At 42.4% G+C, this 18882-nt stretch carries 16 protein-coding genes and 1 CRISPR repeat array (1 of these 17 running past the window's edge); of the genes, 6 read left to right on the forward strand and 10 right to left on the reverse strand.

Translation table 11 applies throughout. The features are described 5' to 3' along the window. Window positions 1–48 precede the first annotated feature (48 nt). Window positions 49–3729: a DUF4347 domain-containing protein gene (locus AC6RV6_RS03165; protein ID WP_500238862.1), complete on the forward strand. Its 3681-nt coding sequence runs from the start codon at window positions 49–51 to the stop codon at window positions 3727–3729. Between the two features lie 178 nt (window positions 3730–3907). Beyond that, window positions 3908–4486, forward strand: coding sequence for a hypothetical protein (locus tag AC6RV6_RS03170; RefSeq protein WP_500238863.1), 579 nt, complete (start codon window positions 3908–3910; stop codon window positions 4484–4486). Between the two features lie 226 nt (window positions 4487–4712). Here the strand turns inward: AC6RV6_RS03170 and AC6RV6_RS03175 are convergent, their stop codons facing one another. From AC6RV6_RS03175 to AC6RV6_RS03190, 4 genes are all read right to left on the reverse strand, one after another. Then, complete coding sequence (locus AC6RV6_RS03175; protein ID WP_500238864.1) at window positions 4713–5432, reverse strand: class I SAM-dependent methyltransferase; 720 nt, start codon at window positions 5430–5432, stop codon at window positions 4713–4715. 17 nt (window positions 5433–5449) lie between these two features. Beyond that, window positions 5450–6649, reverse strand: a complete 1200-nt coding sequence (locus AC6RV6_RS03180; protein ID WP_500238865.1) for a glycosyltransferase — start codon at window positions 6647–6649, stop codon at window positions 5450–5452. Window positions 6650–6766: 117 nt separating this feature from the next. Continuing rightward, the gene (locus tag AC6RV6_RS03185; RefSeq protein WP_500238866.1) at window positions 6767–7243 is read right to left on the reverse strand and encodes a pentapeptide repeat-containing protein; all 477 of its coding nucleotides are present in this window, start codon (window positions 7241–7243) and stop codon (window positions 6767–6769) included. 162 nt (window positions 7244–7405) lie between these two features. Then, window positions 7406–9118: a YcjF family protein gene (locus AC6RV6_RS03190; protein ID WP_500238867.1), complete on the reverse strand. Its 1713-nt coding sequence runs from the start codon at window positions 9116–9118 to the stop codon at window positions 7406–7408. Window positions 9119–9535: 417 nt separating this feature from the next. Here AC6RV6_RS03190 and AC6RV6_RS03195 point away from each other — a divergent pair, with 417 nt between their 5' ends. Beyond that, window positions 9536–9715 carry a hypothetical protein gene (locus AC6RV6_RS03195; RefSeq protein ID WP_500238868.1) on the forward strand — a complete coding sequence of 60 codons (180 nt, stop codon included), beginning with the start codon at window positions 9536–9538 and terminating at the stop codon, window positions 9713–9715. Window positions 9716–9816: 101 nt separating this feature from the next. On the opposite strand, the gene AC6RV6_RS03200 is transcribed toward AC6RV6_RS03195, so the two are convergent. The 3 genes from AC6RV6_RS03200 to AC6RV6_RS03210 all read right to left on the reverse strand — a co-directional run bounded on the left by AC6RV6_RS03200 (window position 9817) and on the right by AC6RV6_RS03210 (window position 11639). Beyond that, window positions 9817–10662 carry a DNA-formamidopyrimidine glycosylase gene (locus tag AC6RV6_RS03200; protein WP_500238976.1) on the reverse strand — a complete coding sequence of 282 codons (846 nt, stop codon included), beginning with the start codon at window positions 10660–10662 and terminating at the stop codon, window positions 9817–9819. A 56-nt stretch (window positions 10663–10718) separates the two neighbouring features. Then, window positions 10719–10907, reverse strand: coding sequence for a photosystem I reaction center subunit IV (locus AC6RV6_RS03205; protein WP_500238869.1), 189 nt, complete (start codon window positions 10905–10907; stop codon window positions 10719–10721). A gap of 105 nt (window positions 10908–11012) precedes the next feature. Further along, the gene (locus AC6RV6_RS03210) at window positions 11013–11639 is read right to left on the reverse strand and encodes a DUF6391 domain-containing protein (RefSeq protein ID WP_500238870.1); all 627 of its coding nucleotides are present in this window, start codon (window positions 11637–11639) and stop codon (window positions 11013–11015) included. Window positions 11640–11977: 338 nt separating this feature from the next. Between AC6RV6_RS03210 and AC6RV6_RS03215 the strand changes: the two genes are divergently transcribed. Further along, the gene (locus tag AC6RV6_RS03215; protein ID WP_500238871.1) at window positions 11978–12907 is read left to right on the forward strand and encodes a ribonuclease III domain-containing protein; all 930 of its coding nucleotides are present in this window, start codon (window positions 11978–11980) and stop codon (window positions 12905–12907) included. Window positions 12908–12999: 92 nt separating this feature from the next. Next, window positions 13000–14112 (forward strand): patatin-like phospholipase family protein, encoded by a 1113-nt coding sequence (locus AC6RV6_RS03220; protein ID WP_500238872.1) that lies wholly within the window; start codon window positions 13000–13002, stop codon window positions 14110–14112. Here AC6RV6_RS03220 and nrtS read toward each other — a convergent pair. Beyond that, window positions 14102–14344 carry a nitrate/nitrite transporter NrtS gene (gene nrtS, locus AC6RV6_RS03225; protein WP_500238873.1) on the reverse strand — a complete coding sequence of 81 codons (243 nt, stop codon included), beginning with the start codon at window positions 14342–14344 and terminating at the stop codon, window positions 14102–14104. The genes AC6RV6_RS03220 and nrtS overlap by 11 nt on opposite strands. A 62-nt stretch (window positions 14345–14406) precedes the next feature. On the opposite strand from nrtS, the gene smpB reads away from it, so the two are divergent. Next, on the forward strand, window positions 14407–14874 hold the full coding sequence (gene smpB, locus AC6RV6_RS03230) for an SsrA-binding protein SmpB (RefSeq protein WP_500238874.1): 468 nt from the start codon (window positions 14407–14409) through the stop codon (window positions 14872–14874). Window positions 14875–14957: 83 nt separating this feature from the next. On the opposite strand, the gene AC6RV6_RS03235 is transcribed toward smpB, so the two are convergent. Together AC6RV6_RS03235 and AC6RV6_RS03240 are read right to left on the reverse strand one after the other, a co-directional pair. Beyond that, a complete protein-coding gene (locus AC6RV6_RS03235; protein ID WP_500238875.1) occupies window positions 14958–16310 on the reverse strand; it encodes a cobyrinic acid a,c-diamide synthase CobB in 1353 nt (450 codons plus the stop codon). An 11-nt stretch (window positions 16311–16321) separates the two neighbouring features. Further along, a complete protein-coding gene (locus AC6RV6_RS03240; RefSeq protein WP_500238876.1) occupies window positions 16322–17677 on the reverse strand; it encodes a 2-succinylbenzoate--CoA ligase in 1356 nt (451 codons plus the stop codon). Window positions 17678–17680: 3 nt separating this feature from the next. Beyond that, window positions 17681–18882: direct repeats of the CRISPR family, unit length 37 nt; unit sequence GTTTCAATCCCTCATAGGGATTAACGTTTATTGAAAC; it runs 1897 nt beyond the window's last position.

The following is an 18882-nucleotide window of genomic DNA, read 5'->3' on the forward strand; positions in this document are numbered from 1 at the left end:
ACAAACTTTAAAGTTAAATTTGAATTTCAGAGGAAAGAGATAGTACCAATGAATCATTTACTTCAGGCGTCCAGCATCGACCCAGAAAAAGCCCTCGCCCCCCAAGGAAAGGGAATGCTCGTCATTATCGACCCGAGTCTGGCCGATGCCCATCTTTTGGCAACAGGTGTTTTGCCGAGTGCCACAGTGTTTCAACTCGATCCCCTTCGAGATGGCATCCTGCAAATCGGCGAATATTTACAGCAGCATCCAGAATTTACGAGCCTGCATCTTTTAGGTCACGGTGCACCCGGAAGTCTCTATCTGGGCAGCAGCAAACTCAGTCTCGATAATTTGGCGCAGTATGTTCCCGTCCTGCAACAGTGGGGTAAAGGTGGCGATCGCGAAATTCTCCTCTATGGCTGTCAAGTCGCCAAGACTGCACGAGGTCGCGAATTTGTCAAGGCATTAAGTAAAATTACCACCACCCCCATTGCCGCCTCAATAGATTTAACCGGAAATGCCGCTTGGGGGGGAACGTGGCGGCTGGATTATCAAACCGGGAAAATGCAGGCCGCTTTAGCCTTTCAACCCGAGGTGATGGCAACTTATCCGGCAGTCTTAGCCATCGATATTGCTGATGGAGATGTTCAGGGATTAATTGACGCGATTAATGCTGCGAATGAAGGAGGGGATTCAACCATTAATCTTGCCTCGAATGGTACTTATGATTTGCTCGGTCATACCGGCCCATTTAATACTCCCGCAGATGGTCCCAATCTCAATCGCGGCTTGAGTGGCTTGCCTGCTATTCTGACAAAAATGACGATTAATGGGAATGATTCTATCGTTCGCAGAAGTTCTAGTGTTTCGGAAACATTTCGCCTGATTTATGTTGACGGGACGACTTCCCAGACAAAAACCACAATTGGAGAATTAATTCTCAATGATATTACCCTGGAAAATGGAAATGCCAATCTAGAGATTGTTGGCGGGGTTGCAACTATTGGTGGTGACGATGGTGGCGCAATTTTTAACGATCGCGGCAAAATCACAATTAATAATAGCACCCTTCGCAATAATGAGGCACTTGATGAAGGAGGAGCGATCGCCAATTTCTCTGGAGAAGTCACGATTAATGGTAGCACGATTAACAGTAATAAATCCCTCGGGACGACCGCAGATGGCGGGGTTGTTGAAAATGATGGCTCTGGGGGAGCGATCGCCAAATTAATCATTAATAGCAGTACCCTCAGTGGTAATCAAGGCGACCAAGGAGGAGCCATTCGCAATCGCAATGGCGGTATTGTGGAAGTGAACAACAGTACCCTAACTCAGAATACCGGTCTGAGTGGCGGGGGCGGCATTTATAACGATTCTACGGGAGGAGCCGTTACTGTTAAGAATTCAATTATCGCGGGCAATATTGGCGCTAACCCCGATCTGAGCGGAGCCATTACCGGGGCAGAAAATAACTTAATTGGCGATACTGCGGGTAGTACGGGTTCAATCGGAACAGGCAGCGATATTGTGAATGTTGGCAATCTGAACCTTGCCATTACAGACATTCTCAACACGACTTTAGCCGACAATGGGTTATTAGAGCGAGATCCCTTGACTCATGCTTTAGTGAGTGGAAGTCCGGCAATTGATGCGGGAAGCAGCAGTTTTACCACCGATCAACGCGGAGCCGTAGCGATCGGAGTTCCCGATATTGGTGCTTACGAAAGCGGCGCTCAAAGTAGCGGAGAAGTTCGAGATTCTGGCAGTATCCTCATTCCCGACAATACAGGAAGTGTCGATTTTGGGGCAACCGCTCAAGGCACTGTTCTTCAGCAAACCTTGACGATCGCCAGTACGGGAACCCTCCCTCTAAGTTTGAGCAACTTGACCCTCCCGACGGGGTATAGCCTTGTCAACAGTTTCCCCAATAGCGTTGCAGCCACCAGCGATCCCAATGCCCCCCAAACACAAACATTTACGATTCAATTAGATGCCTCTAGCATCGGGACCTTTGCTGGGGAACTTTCTTTCCAAACCAATGACTCAACCCAAAACCCCTACAATTTCGCCCTCACGGGAACAGTCACCCAGCCTCTCATCCTGCAAGTTTTGGATGCCAATAGCAATTTAATTGCTGACGACTCGGGCAATGTTGATTTTGGCACGACGAATAAAGATAGTACCGTTCAGATTACCTTTACCCTCAGCAATCCCAACACTGAGGCCATCACATTGGAAAATCCAATTTTACCCGACGGTTTTAGTTTGGTGGGGAGTTTTCCGAGTACCATTGCCGGGACAAGCGATCCGAACAATCCCGTACAGGAAACCTTTACGATTCAATTAGACGCGACGGCGTTAGGAACTTATCAAGGGGAATTGGTTTTCCAAACCACCGATACCAATTTAACGAATAGTACCTACAATTTTGACATTGAGGGAACAGTTTTCGATCCCAATGTTAAATTACAGGTCTTCGCCGATAGTTTATTTATTCCCGACGATACGGGAGTTTTTCAATTTGGCGGCACCAACAAAGATGAACCGCTTGCGATCGCATTTACCCTGAAGAATGTCAGTAGCGATACGGTCAGCTTGAGCGATTTTATGCTACCCGATGGGTTTAGTCTCATGGGAGATTTTCCCGTCTCGATCGCCGCCAGCAGCGAGGAAACGTTTACGGTAAAACTCGATGCTTCTTTAGTGGGAGACTATAGCGGAGAATTATCATTTCAAACCGACGATACAGGGTTAAGCGATAGTATCTATAACTTTGATATCGGTGGCATGGTTAATCAGTTACCCGTCACAGATTCCGGTTCCGGCGGTTCCTTTTTCGATCGCCTGCACGTCGATACCAGTCTCAAACGATTTACCACGGGCAGTCAAGGTGGAGGGAATCTCAAACTGCAACTCTCCAATGATAGCAGCGATCGCATTACCCAAATTAGTATTGTTTACCTCAATACCAATGGCGATCGAACCCTCAGCGACGTTCTCTTTACGGCACTTCCCGCCCGTTTTCGTCCCAACGGATTCAATGCCAGCCGACAAACTTATGTTTTAGAAGGAATTAACAGCAACCAAAGTTTTGAGATTGAATTACAAACCATTGATGGCGACATTCTTACCCAAGAAGTCAGCTTTGCAGAAATTACCACCGGACGCTTTCAAGTCAACTTCACAGAAGGGATTTCTGTGTTGCTCGAACAAACCAGCGAAGGAACTCCTCTCGGCGTAGGCAGCATTCAAAAACAAGGCAAAGAATTCCTTGATTTACGGAGTATTTCTGGACTCGTCAGTAGTAGTTTTACAGTTTACCGAGAGGCTAATTTTAGCAATTCTATCGGCTTTTTCTTAGCCAGCGATGAAAATGGGACTGTTAATGGTTTAACGCCAGGTGATGACGGTTATGCAGCAGCAGCAATTAATAATCGCTTGACCGATATCGAACTCTCTGTTGCCAATCAAGGGATTAATGAATTCTCCTATGAATTTTCTGCGGGTTCCCTTTTAATGCCCTTTATGACTGTAAATGGAACACCGGGTCAATTCTTACTTGAAAATGACGCTAATAATATCAACAGCGATATTATTGCTTACTTCCCTTTCATCGGGGCAAATCCCGATGGAGTCGATCACATTCGCCTCTTGGCTAATAATACCTTTGGTTTTGAAGATTTCGTGAATGGGGGCGATAATGACTTCAATGACTTAATTATTGAAGTCAATATCACGCAAATTTAATTCTCTAGTTTAATTCTCTCATTGCAAAAATACCAAAAATCCTTAAAGATTGGGTATCAAATCTTTACTCAATCTTTATATTATTGCCTTTTCTTCTCAATCTCTTGACCAATGGAAAAATCCCCTTTAAACTGCAAGCTAATTCACTCAAATTAGGAATCTTCAGGAGTTTAACACAATGATTCAAATAATTGGCACGATCTTATTGATCGGATTGTTAGCATTAACAGCAGTTTCTCCCGATGTTATTAGTGTTGGTGATTTTGGACCGAATGATATTTTTCAGTTATTAACTATCATTGGTTTTGTTGCCGCACTACAACATAGTGCCGTCGAAGTTATTATGTCTACTTGGCGAGATCCAGCACAAGAAAAACTCAAAGCCGAAATCGAGCGATTAGATGCCGAACTCGAAGTCGAAGATGAAACCCCAGAACAGCGCAAACAGTGGATTTTAGAGCGAAAAGAAATTGATATTAAAATTAAAGAGTTTAAAACGGTAACGAGAAAACTGGCCTTGTGGATTACTCTCCTTTCGGGAGTTTTTGTCAGTGTTGTCGGCATTCGTATCTTAGGTAGCTTAATCGATCCCGCTCAACTGAAAGAAATGTCACAATATCAAGCCTTGGGTTTTAATATTATGGATGTCTTTTTAACCGGTGCATTAATTTCTGGTGGTACGGAAGGCGTTTATCAAATCGTACAAGTGTTTAGTAGTTTCTTAAATAAAACGACCGAAAAGGTTAAAGCCAATTAAACAAAGAATAAAGGGTGAAAGACAAATAAGTCTTCCTCTTTTTTCTTTCAATCAAGGAGCATTTATAAGATAAGGCGATCGCATTAACCTGACAACATAGGGGAGTTTAGCGATTTCTCACAGAGAGGGAATTTTGCGATCGCTTTTCACGCTAGGTTTGAGAGGATTACTTTCTTGTCTGAGAAAAGCTGTTTGAGGGTTGCAAGGAGAGTTTGTTCCATATAAGTTATCGTTTAATGCCTTCAATGCAAATCGCATTTTCAAAACTTTCGGGATGTTCCACTTGCGAAAAGCGATCGCTTCTCCATTCTTGATACTGACAGCAGCAAACCTCTTGAAATCCATGTTCGAGAAAGGCATTGGTAAGAGAAGATTCATCCCACATCCACTGATGGCGATTATTAGAAAACATTTCTCGCAAGCGATCGCGCAACACTCTCCTTGTCCCCAAATGTCCGATGAGTGAATTGGTCATAAAATTAACAGACGCTTGGGAAGCAAATTGCTCTTCTTTTCTTTCTTGAATATAAATATTAATTAAATCTTCTAAATTGGGAACCACTGCTCGAAATATACCTTCAGGCTTTAAATAAGAATAAATGCGATCCATTGCAATATGAAAATCTATAATACTAAGATGTTCGAGAACATGGGAAGCATAAACCAAATCGCAACTATTTGACGCAATATTTAATCCTTTGACAATATTGCCATATTGTGCATTCTCAGACCATTCAGGCAGATTGAGAATAGAAATTAAAAAACGCCCAATAATAGGAATTTTTACTAATCTTAAAGACGGAGAAGCATCAAAATTGAGCCAATCTTCAGCAATAATCAAACCGCAACCGATATGCAAGCAAAGTTGTTGGTTATTGGTTGTTGGTCGTGGGTTGTTTTCCTGTGTTTCTCCTCTCTCAGAAGAGGTAGAGGGTGAGTTTTTCATCGATAACTGATAACTGTTTACTGTTTACTGTCGATCGCTTTTTGATAAACTGAGATAAGTTCTCCCGCGATCGCATCCCAAGAATAGCGAGTCTCGACCAATTTTCTGCCATTCTGACCGAATTCTTGGCGCAATTGAGGAGAAGTGAGGAGAGTCGCGATCGCTTCTGCAACTGACTTCACTTTCCCTTCTACCACTAATCCGGCATTTGCAGCGCGAATTTCTGGGGCAATTTGCACTTGCGGGGTGACAATAACGGGTAATCCTGCGGCCATTGCTTCTGCGACTGCAATGGCGAAATTTTCGGCAAAGGAGGGCAAAATAAAGAAATCCGAACCTTGTAAAACTAACTCCTTGCTTTCTGCTGTTACAAACCCAGCAAAGGTAACATTTTGGCTTAAATGAAAAGACTCAACTAAATTTGCAATTGTTTTCAGGTAATCCTTATCCCCTGTCCCTGCGAAAATGAGATGAAAATTATGTTTAGATTTGAGAGAATGAAGTGCTTCGAGTAATAATTCAGGACGTTTTTTATAATGAATGCGAGAAAGAAAGAGAACGATCGCACTTTCTGAAGGAATATTATAAACTTGACGAAGTTTTAAACCAGCATTATCAATCTTTGCTCCCGATCGCACGCCCAACGGTAATATTGCTTTGGGTGCAGTCACGCCAAAATTATTCACATCTTCGGCTTCTCCTTGGGAAGTACAGTGAATGAAGGCCGCTTGATTGAGATTTTGCCTTTCGATAAGTGCAGAATAAATTTGTTTTTTACGGCGACTTTGCGCTAAAGCCCAAGGAGATAACTGCCCCATTGTCCGGACAGTATAGGGAATATTTTGCCATCTCGCGATCGCCCCCGCACAAGTCGAACTATAAGAGAATAAATAATGATGATCTAAAACATTATAATGCCCCAAATTTTGCCACATCCAGCGCGTCAACGGCCAAGAAAAGAGAAATCCGCGATCGTTACCCAAAGAAACTGTATTATTTACAGAAGAAAAACGAGGAAAAAACCAAATGGGAACTCCTTCATATTCAATGCAGCGATCGCAAGGAACATCTAAAACGCCCACACCATCATCATTTGTGGTGACAATTTCTGCATCCACATCGCGATCGCGCAATGCTTTCACTAAATTTAAGACAACTTGAGTCGGTCCCCCTCGCATCGATGACACAGAGGGAATAACATGAAGGACTTTAAACATAGGTTATTGTTTATTATTTTATTGTTCATTGTTCATTGATAATTGTTCATTGAAAAGAGGCGCTATGGAAAACGCCTCTATCTTGCAATTGTAATGCTAAAGATGCAGAGTTTGTTATTAGTTTGCATCCATTTCTATCGAATTTTCATCAAATTGTTCGCGATCGCCACCAATCCCCGGAGTGGTATCTAAAATTTCGGCTCCCGTTAAAATGAGATCGTTCATTTCGGCTCCGGCTGCCGTAATGTTATAGAGCCTGGCATTCGTCAAATTAACGCGATTGAGAATGGTCTTATCCAAGATAGAATCAGAGAGCATTGCTTCGGTTAAATTGGCATCGGTAAGATTGGCTCCTGTTAGATCTGCACCTTCTAAATTGGTTCTGACTAACTTAGCCCCTTGTAAATTGGCTTCCCTCAGATCGGCTCCAATTAAGTGTTCTTCTGAGAGATTTGCTCCTGATAAGTCACATCCGCGACATTGACCTGTAGATAATAGCCGATCGACGTGACCGGGATTTTCTGCTTGTGCTGGTATGCCGACGAATAGAGCGATCGCAACGGCTATGGGAGCAACAATTCTTAAATTTTTCATGTCACGCCTCCCCTTACTTTTCTTTGATGATTTATTATTTCTTTCGTTGTTACTATCGTAGCAAGTTTTACTGTTTTCTTCAATAGTTTGAATATCTTTATTTAAATATTAAGAAATAAGACTAAGCTAGGCTTTATACCCAAAAGACGCTAAAATATTTAGCTACCAATCATCAGATTGGGAAGGGCGTGGACTGTCCCAATCATCGATCGCTGTTAAGGCTTGTTCGGGTAACTCAACTTCGATAATCTCTGTGACGATCTCTGTCGATCTTCTATTGGGGGAGATCGCCGCTTTGGGAATGCGATCGCGACTGGTTTCGGGTTCTGGAGTCTCAGTTTCTGGCGTTTCTATCGTAAAAGTCTTTTGTAACGGCTGCACGACTTTGGCGATCGCATCTTTGACAAAGACTTTGATGAATTCTTCTTTTTGTACTAACTTAAATTGTTGTTGCACCACTTCTGTAATCCCTCCATCTCCCCAGTCGAGATTTTGTCGAAAATATTCCACAAAACTTTTGCCAGCAATGCGAGTTAAATACGCAGCCGTAATACCTTGAATGGTTTTACCGATGAAATAGGTCGCGACATTAAATTGCAATGCCGTTGAAAGCATTTTAACGGCTCCTTTGACAATCCCCAAGCTAACCAAGGTTTTTGCTAAAGAAAGGGCTAATTCTCGCCCTCGTTCCATATTTAATTCGCAACCATAAACTTTCCCAATTTCTACCACCATTTGAGCATTAACTGCCGCCGTTGCTAACAAATCGACAACGGGTAAAGGAGTCACGACCACTGCCCCTGCGCCGATCCATTGAAAGCGATCGATGATTTTGTCGGCTTGTTTGCGTTGCTGTTGTTCGATTAAACTGCGAGTTTCTTCTCCCAAACGCTGAGATTGTAACAAGATATTATCGGCGACTAAATCTTCTCCTTCTGCTCGTAAAATGGCTGCCAAACGTTTGATTAAAGGGAGGATTTCTGGTTCTGGATTCATAAGTTGCCCGGTTTCTAATTGAACGGGTTGAGGATTCGCACAAACCGTCACGACATCAGAGGCCGCAATGAAATCTTGCACGCGGTCTTGTAATTGCTGTAGAATCGTTTCGACTTCTTCTTCCGTATAGAGATCGATTTTATTGAAGACCAAAACAGACCGCTTGCCAATTTGAGCGAGAATTTTTAAGGGATCGCATTCCGATTGTCGCAGATCGCCATTCACGACAAATAATAAAAGATCGGCATCTGTTGCGAGTTTTCTTGCCATTCCTTCTCTTGCCATTCCTTCACTCCCGATTTCTAAAATTCCGGGGGTATCGATGAGCAAAATAGTCCGTTCTAAACCTTGTAATTTCAGACAATAAGTTTCTCCCGATCGCGTCGTTCCCATTGCTGCCCCAACATCTCCCACCATTTGACCGATTAAGCTATTAATCAGAGAGGTTTTGCCAGCAGACCCGATCCCAAACACGACGACTTTAATTTCTCCTCGGTTTAAATTGGCTTCAATTTCTCGAGATCGACTCAATAGTGCTTCTCGACTAATACGATCTTGGATTTTTTCGACTTGTTGACGGACGGCTTTTAAGGTTTCGCCAGCAACTTCTGTTTTTTCTTCGGGAAGTTTTGCTAAGATGCGCCCTTTCGTATTTTTTTGTCGAGAGTTTTTGAGAGTAAATAAGTTAAAATAGTAAACAAAGGCAGCAATAAGCAATCCTAACAAAATGACTAACAATAAGAGAACAAGATTAGCTAAAAGAGGAGCCGTAAAAGAAATTTGCAAATAAAGTCGATAGATTGAATCCACCAGCCATAACATTAAGCCGAGAATTAGACTAATCCCAACAATAAGAATAATGATTCGGTGTAGAGGCATGAACAAAATAAAATTTAATATTGGCAAATCTATTTTTTATTTTAGTCTTTTTCTCGTCCAAGAGTTTCTCTTCCTTTTAGAGGACGACTCCAATAAAAATTGCTTATCAGTTCGATAACCTAATTGTATCAATTCTGATAATTTATTTTCGATGCAGGGATTAAGGTCATCTGGCCGAAAAAAAGTTAAACATATTCAGCAATTTACCCGAACAAATCGTCCCAAGCGTGGGATATTTTTAAATTAAGGGTGAATTTCAACTCTCTCGGGCTGAGTTGACGTTTGTAGAAGAATCAGTAAAAATGCGGAAGCTGAAGATTTATAGCAGGTCAATCGCTATACTATAGAACTCAACGCTTTATCTTTACTGCTTCCATCATTTTCTCCATCATTTCTAGTAATAAGGAGTGCATTGCTATGTTAGCCGCTTTATTTTTAACTTCCTCTGCAATGGCATATTTATTTTCGGGGTCGGTGTGCTATTTGGCTTTACGGGCTGAAAAAAATCGCGAAGGAAAATCTCTCTCGAATTTACAAAAGTTAGAAATTCCGCTCTTTTGGCCGCTATGGATTGTTAAGGAAATGACCAACGAATAAACAAACCGAGTCAAGGGTTGTTTATTCTGATGCTCTTAAATTCGCTCTTGCAGGAATTCGATCGCAATATTTCACGACAGACAACTTGACTATCGGCAATTTCACTGCTGGCATCTAGGACAAAAGTGAGAAGAACGCCCAACTATTTTGATGCGCTCGATCGCACAATCGCAATGCCGGCAGGGTTGTCCTTTGCGTCCGTAGACGAGGGCAGTATCTCCGTAATTTCCCGGAACGCCGAGGAGACTGAGAAAATTACTGAAGGTAGTACCGCCTTTTGCGATCGCGGTTGACAATACTTCTCCAATTGCTTGATGGAGATCCTCCACTCGTTGTTTGTCTAAATGGGCAGCGATCGTATCGGGACGAATGCCGCTTTTGAAGAGTGCTTCATCAGCATAAATATTACCCAATCCCGCGATCGCTTGTTGATCGAGAAGAACGGCCTTAATGGGTCGTTTTGTTTTGGCTAGAGTATTTTGTAAATAAGTCAGAGAAAAAGCCTTCGTTAGGGGTTCGGGTCCTAACTTGTGTAATCCCGTGACAATCGTTTCGGGATCGCGATCGGGGGGAATCCACCACATTTTCCCAAAGGTGCGAATATCCACAAAACGCAATTCTTTACCCTCTGGAAAGAACAAACGCACTCGCGTATGCGGAGACACGGGATCGTTGCGATCGCCCCACAATAACTGTCCTGTCATGCGTAAATGAACTCCCAACCAACCCCCCTTACCTTCAGCTTTTCGCAGGGATGCAAGTAAATATTTTCCCCGTCGCTGCCAAGAAGCGATCGAGACTCCTTGTAAACCCGTGAGAAATTCTTGCACAGAAACAGGGGAGGCAATGCTTCTCTCGAGCAATACTTCCCCACCCTGTATCTCGCGATCGAGGGTCAGGCGATTTAACCCTCGACGTACCGTTTCGACTTCTGGTAATTCCGGCACAATTAGTCTTATTAACACCCAATCGGGCAACAACACAGCAATAATTTGGCCAACGCTTACCCAATTACTTCGAGTTCGCTTTCGGCAAAATTGTTAGTGGCTACACCCGAGTAGTTAACTTTATCAAAACGAACGATGACGGGATAGATAATACCACTTTTGTCAACACTGGCAACCTTACCCACATCTTGATACCAGTAAGATTCTTTACGAAGAATTCTTACTTTGTCGTTGCGTTTAACCATAAATTATTCTCCTTTGATTCTATAGCTTACAGCCTACTATTGAACGGGAAGCCTCTACCCGCTTTCGTGTTTAAGTTTTATTAAGCAAGGCGAGAGCTAACACAATTAATCTTGCCAGCACACTCGAACAAAATGAGCGGAACGTCCCCAGAAATCCGAGGTCGGGACAATCTCTTCGACAACCAAATTAAAAGGGATTGAAGTGGTGATATATTTTTGTGCCATTTCGCCGAGATCCGGGGCAAGTTGAGTTGTGGCAACAGTTGCCAGTCCCAATCCTAACATTTGCGCGAGGGGATTGCGTGGTAAAAAGAAAGAGGATGTCGTTGCCAATCCGATCGCGAGAAGTAAAGATACGGAGACATTCGTTCCGCAGCGTGGATGAACGGCGAGTTCCCATTCTCCTCCTTGCAGGCGATCGAGAGCGCGTCGAACGGCTTGGCGCAAATGGGAGAGATCGACGGTACCGTATAAATAAAACCCTTTTTCTGTGGACAATCCCCCTAAAGTATTATCATCTTTTTGATTGGAGTTCGCAGAAATATTGGTCATTTCGCTTAAAACCCAAACTGTTGCATGTTCGAGGGCATGAACCTGACGCAACATTAAAACTTCTTGCAAGCTGGGGATAAATGATAGGGCTTTGAGAAGCTCGCTGTCTTGAGTGGGATAAGGAGGAGAGAATTCAAAATTGAAAAATTCACCAGAATTGGTAGTGGCTGCTTGAGTCATTATTTTGTCTCGGTTGGTCTATTTAATCTCAAGGTAGCGCTCATTACATTGAGGCAGAAAAAAATCTCCATTTTGCTTAATTTTGATGACTCCTTGAGGGATATTGCTCTCACGCATGACATAGCGGAGGAAAATGTTCTTGCAGACAAAAAACTGACAATATAGAGTATTTTAAAAGAGAAATATTGAGGGTAGTTTTGCGAAGAAAATCATAAACCTTACTTAAAAAACTTCTCAAGCTCGTTCCCATCTGCAAAAACGTCGAAAAATCAGGAAACAACCCGATCGCCCTGAGAATGCGCTATTCTAGTGTCACTCCCTCTAAGCATCTAAACAAGATGGACTGGAATCACGCTGCGATCGAAACGCAAATTGAATTTAACTTCAAACATCCCGATCTATTATTTTTGGCTTTAAGCCATCCTTCTTATGCCAAAGAATTTGGCGATCCCGATGCCCATAATCAACGATTGAGATGGTTAGGAGAAGCGGTCTATAAAATGACCCTAACTCATTATCTTTATTACAACTGTCCCTATCTTCCTGTCGCTAATTATAAAGGCTTACAGCAAAAGCTCATCGGTAGCGAACAACTGACGAAAACATGGTTTCAATTGGGTTTGGGGGAATCTTATCCCTTTTTGGCCTTGAAAGAAGAACGTGCCTTATTGCGCCAGAAAAAGAATAATCCTTTTGAGTTTGCCTTTCTCGCTCTGATTGGAGCCATTCACTGCGATCGCGGCTTTCCTCAAGCGAGGAATTGGCTGATCAAACACGCTATTTCCCCTCTGTTAGAAAGTCGCCTGCAAGATATTAGCGATCGCGTTGAACCTGTAACTCAAGTTAAATATTTAGGGAATATTTTATTGAATGCGATCGTTGCTAATCTTCTCTATCGCTTGCTACCGGGAGTCGATGTGAAAACCTTAAATTTCTTTCATCGACAATCGATCGGCAAAGCTCGTGTCGCTGACTATAAAGCGCACTCGCAAAACTTGGGAAATGATGCAGGAAAAGGATTTAAACAGTTTATCGGCGAAAAGTATCTCGAAGGAGATAAGGCGAATAATCGTACTGCATTTAATCAAATGCGAGACTGGTTTTTACAAGAATTTGTAGACGAAGACGAGCTTTTACGAGATGCGATCGCGCAACTCATCAAAGCCGGAAAACCGCAAAAATGGATTATCCGCACCGTATTAGGCTATGCCAGTAAAGATTATGATGCCGGACGCGATCGCTTTCACGAACTCATGGATGAAGGATAGGAGTTAATAATTGATAACTGGTGTACGGACGTTGCATGCAACGTCCCTACTGATAACTGATAACTGATAACTGATAACTGATAACTGAAAAGATGGTTTACAGAATTTTGAGTCTTGATGGAGGAGGAATGCGAGGAATGCTCTCAGCAAAATTGCTTTCTCTCATCGAACGGGAAATTCATATTTTCACGGGTCAAACTCTACAAGAATACTTTCATTTTGTCGCGGGAACTTCCACTGGATCGATATTAGCCGCAGGCGTTGCGATCGGGAAAACTGGAGAAGAATTAGTGCAGCTTTATCGAGAAAGAGGTCGCGATATTTTTCCTTATTGGGGAAACCAAGGCTATTTTGTGCCGCAAAGATTGCCGTTACTCGTACAACATGGCGTATCTGCACCTAAATTTTCTCATAGAGGACTAAAAAGAGTTTTACAAGAGGAATTAGGCAATCAAACTTTAGCTGAAATTCACAGCGATCGCCGCAGTCCTTATCTATTAATTCCCACTTACGATACTGCCGATCGCCAACCTATTTTCTTTAAAACTTGGAAAACTAAAAAATGGTACTCCCGAGTTCCGATTTGGGAGGCTTGTGTTTGTTCGGCTTCTGCACCCACATTTTTTCCAGCTTATTCTCTCGAGCATCGCGGTCAAATTTTTTCGATGATTGATGGTGGAGTTGGTGTCAATAATCCTGCGGCTTGTGCGATTGCAGAGGCTATTGTTTTGGGGCATAAATTAGAAGAAATTCGCGTTCTTTCTATTGGGACGGGAGAGGCAATCAATGGTTATCCTTACAAGGAAGCCAAACACTGGGGAATGACACAATGGGCAGCAAGAATTCTTGATGTTTTGATGGATGCGCCTTTGGATATTGATGAATATATCGCCAGACAAGTTGTTTTGCAAAATGATAAGGATAGCGATCGCTATCTTCGCTTGCAACCCCAACTATCTGATGACTATTTAGAACGCGTTCTCGATGCAGAATTACGAGGTCAATTGACTCTAAAATTAAAAGGAAAGAAGCCGAAAATTAGTTTAAATATTGATGATGCCAGTCCGTTTAATTTAGAGGTTCTCTCTACTCTTGCTGAAGGATATTTTCACAATGCAACCATTAGTGTAACCAATCTAGAAGGGCGAAAAAGACTGATTGGTGTGAAAACAAAAATTAAGAAGTTTCTCGAAACTAATACTTAGATTTTTTCTTTTTCTGTTGGCTGACAAATTGACCGTGAATATTAACGGCATAGGGAACGAGATAGGTTAATAGAGCCGATCGCCAGCGTTCTCGCGTCATTTTTTGATTGATTAGTGCGGATCCGTGGTTAATGGCAAACAGGAGAGACCCGACGATCGCAGCGACTTTTAATCCAGTTGGGACAAAATTGCGATCGCACAGAGCAGCAAGATAACCTTTGAAAAAATCCATAGAAAATGTTATAATAGCAAATGCAATAAAATAGTCTCAAGTTAGAAGAGTTTAAGGATAATATGGGCGAGAAAAGCAACGGTATTAAAATTATTGCCGATAATCGTCAGGCACGCTATCTTTATGAAATTCTCGAAACCTACGAAGCGGGAATTGAATTGGTGGGTACGGAAGTCAAGTCTATTCGTGCGGGAAGAATCAATTTACGGGATGGTTACGGACTCATTCGCAATGGTGAAGCGATATTAATTAACGTCCATATTTCTCCCTATCAAGCCAGTAGTCAATACTTTAACCACGATCCCCGACGCACGCGCAAGTTATTACTCAAACGCAAGGAAATTAACAAGCTAATTGGTAAACTAGAACGGCAAGGGTTAACTCTCGTCCCGTTAAAAATGTATTTTAAAGGCAGTTGGGTTAAGGTTGTTCTCGGATTAGGACGCGGGAAAAAACTGCACGATAAACGCGAAACGCTTAAACAACGTCAAGATAAACGGGATATGCAACGGGCAATGAAACGTTATTGAGTTTTATAGATTGGTTTGTTCGCGAAGCGTGGCTTTAGCTGTAGGGACAAAACCCGATTTTAGTTTTTGGTTGGGTTTCACTATCATTTAACCCAACCTACAAATCTTTGGGGTAATTGCTGTTGGTTTCCCCAGTGAAGATGAAGATAAGAAGCATGAAGCCGATCGCATTGCCATCCTTCTATTTTACTCGGGCGGCGATATCCCTGCAAGGAAAATAAAGGTTGTTTGGGTTCGTGGGTTAAAGAAGAACGATGAAACTCATGTCCCCAGATTATTTCGTCTTTTTTCAGAACGGGACTGTCTTGTAATGCGATCGCTTTTCGATAACCCAAATTTAAGCGTTTTCTCATTACAGTTGTCGTTGGTAAAATACCTGTCATCTCCCAACTGTCTCCCGCAAAATCAATTAAATTTTCGCATAAATACATCAATCCTCCACATTCGGCATAAGTTGGCATTCTGCTTTTAATGGCTTGGAAAACAGCGTGACGTGCTGCTTTATTTTCGGCTAATTCTCGGGCAAACATTTCCGGAAATCCGCCCCCGAAATAAAGTCCTTGAATATTGTCGGGTAATGCTTCATCTTCGAGGGGACTCCAAGGGATTAATTCGACCCCGAGGGAAGATAATATATCTAGATTATCTTGATAATAGAAACTGAAGGCGCGATCGCGGGCGATCGCTATTTTTTTCAAAGCTAGAGGAGATTCAGGCGATTCAGAAGATTCGGAAGATTTAGGCGATTCGGGAGAGAGGAGAGGGAGTAATTGTTCCCAATTGAAACAACTTTGAGCGAGTTCGGAGAGGCGATCGCACAATCCCTGTAAGTTGTTGAGTTCGTCCGTGGGAACTAAACCCAAATGCCTTGCAGGAATGGCAATCTCGGCGTGACGATATAATACTCCTAAAATAGGTAATTTGAGGGGTTCTAGGGCTTCTCGTAGCAGTTCCAGATGGCGATCGCTACCGATACGATTGAGGATAACTCCGGCAATTTTGACGCGAGGATCGAAGGAACGATAACCGTGAGCGATCGCGGCGATGGAACCGGATAAACTACTACAGTCAATGACTAAAACAACGGGAATATTTAAAATACGAGCAATATGGGCGGTACTGGCATAATCGTTAATATCGGCTTCTTGTTTTTTAATGCCATCAAATAAGCCCATTACTCCTTCGATCGCGACATAATCTACCCCTTGTCCATGCTTAGAAAAACAAGATCGGACATAATCTTCAGACGTTAAAATCGGATCGAGATTGCGACAAGCACGCCCTGTTATTGCAGTATGAAACATGGGATCGATGTAATCGGGACCGACTTTAAACGATTGAATCTTGTCACCGCGACGAGCCAAAAAAGCCAGTAGAGACATGGTAATCGTCGTTTTTCCCGAGCCGCTTCGTTCTCCAGCAATAATTAAGGCCATATTTGTTTAATTTAAGATTGGGGCAGAAATAATTGTTTGATTTGGGCATAATTGAGTTTACCGCGATCGCATCTCGGTAATTCCGAGAGTGCCAGCCAATGTTTAGGCTGTTTAAATTTGCTCAATTTTCCTGCCAATTGGTGCTTAATGTCATCTTCTGCGATCGCGGGATTTTTGGGAACGTAAGCGGCGGCGATCGCTTCTCCCCACGTTGTATCCTGAATGCCAACAACGCAGACATCTCGCACTAAATTCGTCTCTAAAATTGCCGCTTCTACCTCCACGGGAAAGACATTTTCTCCACCAGTGATTATCTTTTGGCTCTTTCGCCCGACGAGATATAAATAGCCGTCCTCGTCGAAATAGCCCAGATCGTCCGTAGCGATCGCGGTTTTTAAAAACTTTTTTGGGGGGGGATAATAGCCCCAATGACTTGATTTTGCTTGGATGCAGACCGTACCGATGTGATTTGGAGGTAATTTTGTTGCGCGATCGTCTAATATTTCAACTGTCCCATGGGGTAAAACTCGACCGCTACTTTCGTTACCCTTCAAGAACTCTGCGGGTTTCAGCGTTACCACTCCAGAAGCCGTTTCCGTCATGCCATAGGTTGGGGCTAGTTTAATTTTATAGTGACGGGCGCGATCGCGCAACTTTTTCCATATCGGCGCACCGCCTAATAAAACTGTTTGAAAACGAGACAACCATTGCGGATTAAAATCGAGTAAAAATTGTAGTTGAGTAGGGACGAGAGAGATAAAGAAATCCCTCGGATTTTCAATTCCTAACTCTCCTTGTTTTAAAGATTGATAGGGGAAAATAAAAAGATTTCCTCCAGTGAGTAGCGATCGCAAAAACTGCATCAAGCCACTAACATGATATAAGGGGAGAAGACAAAAAGAATTGATTGCTGGTTGGTCAAAATACTGCTGAAATCCATAGACTGAGGCAGAAAGCGATCGCCAATCGTGGATGGCAAATTTTATCTTTCCTGATGTTCCTCCCGTCGGAATCATGATTCTCGCTTCTGAGGGCATCTCTCTCACTGCCTCAGATGCGGTAAAATGCTCGCTAGAAACCGTTAAAGATCCCCAAACGAGATTGGGTTGCACCAGTTGAAAAACTTGTTCCCATTCGCGATCGCCCCAATCAGGATTGCAGAGAAAAACAGGATAGTTTTCGATGACTGCAGCACAAAACTTGGCTAGAAAGTGCAGAGGATCGGGTTCAACTAACAGAATTTTTACATTACTATCCCACTGCTGTAAATATTGACGATAGGTCGCCACAAGTGAAGGTAATTGGTTGGGATGATAACCCATTAACCAATTTTTATTATGTTTGTTGTTGAGTCTTTTTTCTAGCAATGAATAATACTCCCTCATAGGGATTAATGTTTATTGAAACATGATGAGTTGATTTATGATGACGGCATCTGACCTGTTTCAATCCCTCATAGGGATTAATGTTTATTGAAACATGGAGTAAGTTGTGGGGACGCAGCTTGTCTCGACTGGTTTCAATCCCTCATAGGGATTAATGTTTATTGAAACTTGAAACCCGCCGGGGGTTTTTCCATGCCACGTCGAGGGCTTTGTTTCAATCCCTCATAGGGATTAATGTTTATTGAAACTCGAAGCATTTTGCAATAGTCCCGTTAGATGGGTTTCAATCCCTCATAGGGATTAATGTTTATTGAAACAAGATATTAGAGCTTCATAATCAAGCATTTACTTTGTTTCAATCCCTCATAGGGATTAATGTTTATTGAAACTAACCTTGGGTTTGCCATATCCATCACAGTTGAGATGTTTCAATCCCTCATAGGGATTAACGTTTATTGAAACAATTGGTCAGTTCCTCCCACTCATTTTACGACAGTTTCAATCCCTCATAGGGATTAACGTTTATTGAAACTTTCCTATCATCGAGTCCCGCGTCCTCAATAAAGCGATCGTTTCAATCCCTCATAGGGATTAACGTTTATTGAAACTTGAGTATAAATCTGATGCTATCAATGATGTTGTGTTTCAATCCCTTATAGGGATTAACGTTTATTGAAACTTGCGGGATTCCCAGTTTTCGCGATCGGCAATCCTTTGCAGTTTCAATCCCTCATAGGGATTAACGTTTATTGAAACGTTACTGTATCTGAGGGGGCGGCAAATGGAGACAAAGTTTCAATCCCTCATAGGGATTAACGTTTATTGAAACAAGCAGCAATTACAAAAGGCGGAAGAACTTTGCGTTTCAATCCCTCATAGGGATTAACGTTTATTGAAACTTTATGAATATTTTTTACTCTAATTTAGACTCCAAGTTTCAATCCCTCATAGGGATTAACGTTTATTGAAACTTGAAACTCCGATGGCTACGTGAATCGCCTTTTTGAGTTGGTTTCAATCCCTCATAGGGATTAACGTTTATTGAAACATTCTTCGAGAATGTTCTTAGCTGTTCCCGTAAGTTTCAATCCCTCATAGGGATTAACGTTTATTGAAACTGTCCGTCAAACCAAGTCCCCGATCCTTTTAAGTTTCAATCCCTCATAGGGATTAACGTTTATTGAAAC

The organism is Spirulina sp. LEGE 11439, from assembly GCF_059821285.1.

What these genes read in the sequence shown, in the direction of transcription:
- AC6RV6_RS03220 (WP_500238872.1), top strand. Translation starts at nt 13,000, where the DNA reads ATGGTTTACAGAATTTTGAGTCTTGATGGAGGAGGAATGCGAGGAATG.
- AC6RV6_RS03165 (WP_500238862.1), top strand. Translation starts at nt 49, where the DNA reads ATGAATCATTTACTTCAGGCGTCCAGCATCGACCCAGAAAAAGCCCTC.
- AC6RV6_RS03210 (WP_500238870.1), bottom strand. Translation starts at nt 11,639, where the DNA reads ATGACTCAAGCAGCCACTACCAATTCTGGTGAATTTTTCAATTTTGAA.
- AC6RV6_RS03185 (WP_500238866.1), bottom strand. Translation starts at nt 7,243, where the DNA reads ATGAAAAATTTAAGAATTGTTGCTCCCATAGCCGTTGCGATCGCTCTA.
- nrtS (WP_500238873.1), bottom strand. Translation starts at nt 14,344, where the DNA reads ATGGATTTTTTCAAAGGTTATCTTGCTGCTCTGTGCGATCGCAATTTT.
- AC6RV6_RS03205 (WP_500238869.1), bottom strand. Translation starts at nt 10,907, where the DNA reads ATGGTTAAACGCAACGACAAAGTAAGAATTCTTCGTAAAGAATCTTAC.
- AC6RV6_RS03175 (WP_500238864.1), bottom strand. Translation starts at nt 5,432, where the DNA reads ATGAAAAACTCACCCTCTACCTCTTCTGAGAGAGGAGAAACACAGGAA.
- AC6RV6_RS03180 (WP_500238865.1), bottom strand. Translation starts at nt 6,649, where the DNA reads ATGTTTAAAGTCCTTCATGTTATTCCCTCTGTGTCATCGATGCGAGGG.
- AC6RV6_RS03195 (WP_500238868.1), top strand. Translation starts at nt 9,536, where the DNA reads ATGTTAGCCGCTTTATTTTTAACTTCCTCTGCAATGGCATATTTATTT.
- AC6RV6_RS03170 (WP_500238863.1), top strand. Translation starts at nt 3,908, where the DNA reads ATGATTCAAATAATTGGCACGATCTTATTGATCGGATTGTTAGCATTA.
- AC6RV6_RS03190 (WP_500238867.1), bottom strand. Translation starts at nt 9,118, where the DNA reads ATGCCTCTACACCGAATCATTATTCTTATTGTTGGGATTAGTCTAATT.
- AC6RV6_RS03235 (WP_500238875.1), bottom strand. Translation starts at nt 16,310, where the DNA reads ATGGCCTTAATTATTGCTGGAGAACGAAGCGGCTCGGGAAAAACGACG.
- smpB (WP_500238874.1), top strand. Translation starts at nt 14,407, where the DNA reads ATGGGCGAGAAAAGCAACGGTATTAAAATTATTGCCGATAATCGTCAG.
- AC6RV6_RS03215 (WP_500238871.1), top strand. Translation starts at nt 11,978, where the DNA reads ATGGACTGGAATCACGCTGCGATCGAAACGCAAATTGAATTTAACTTC.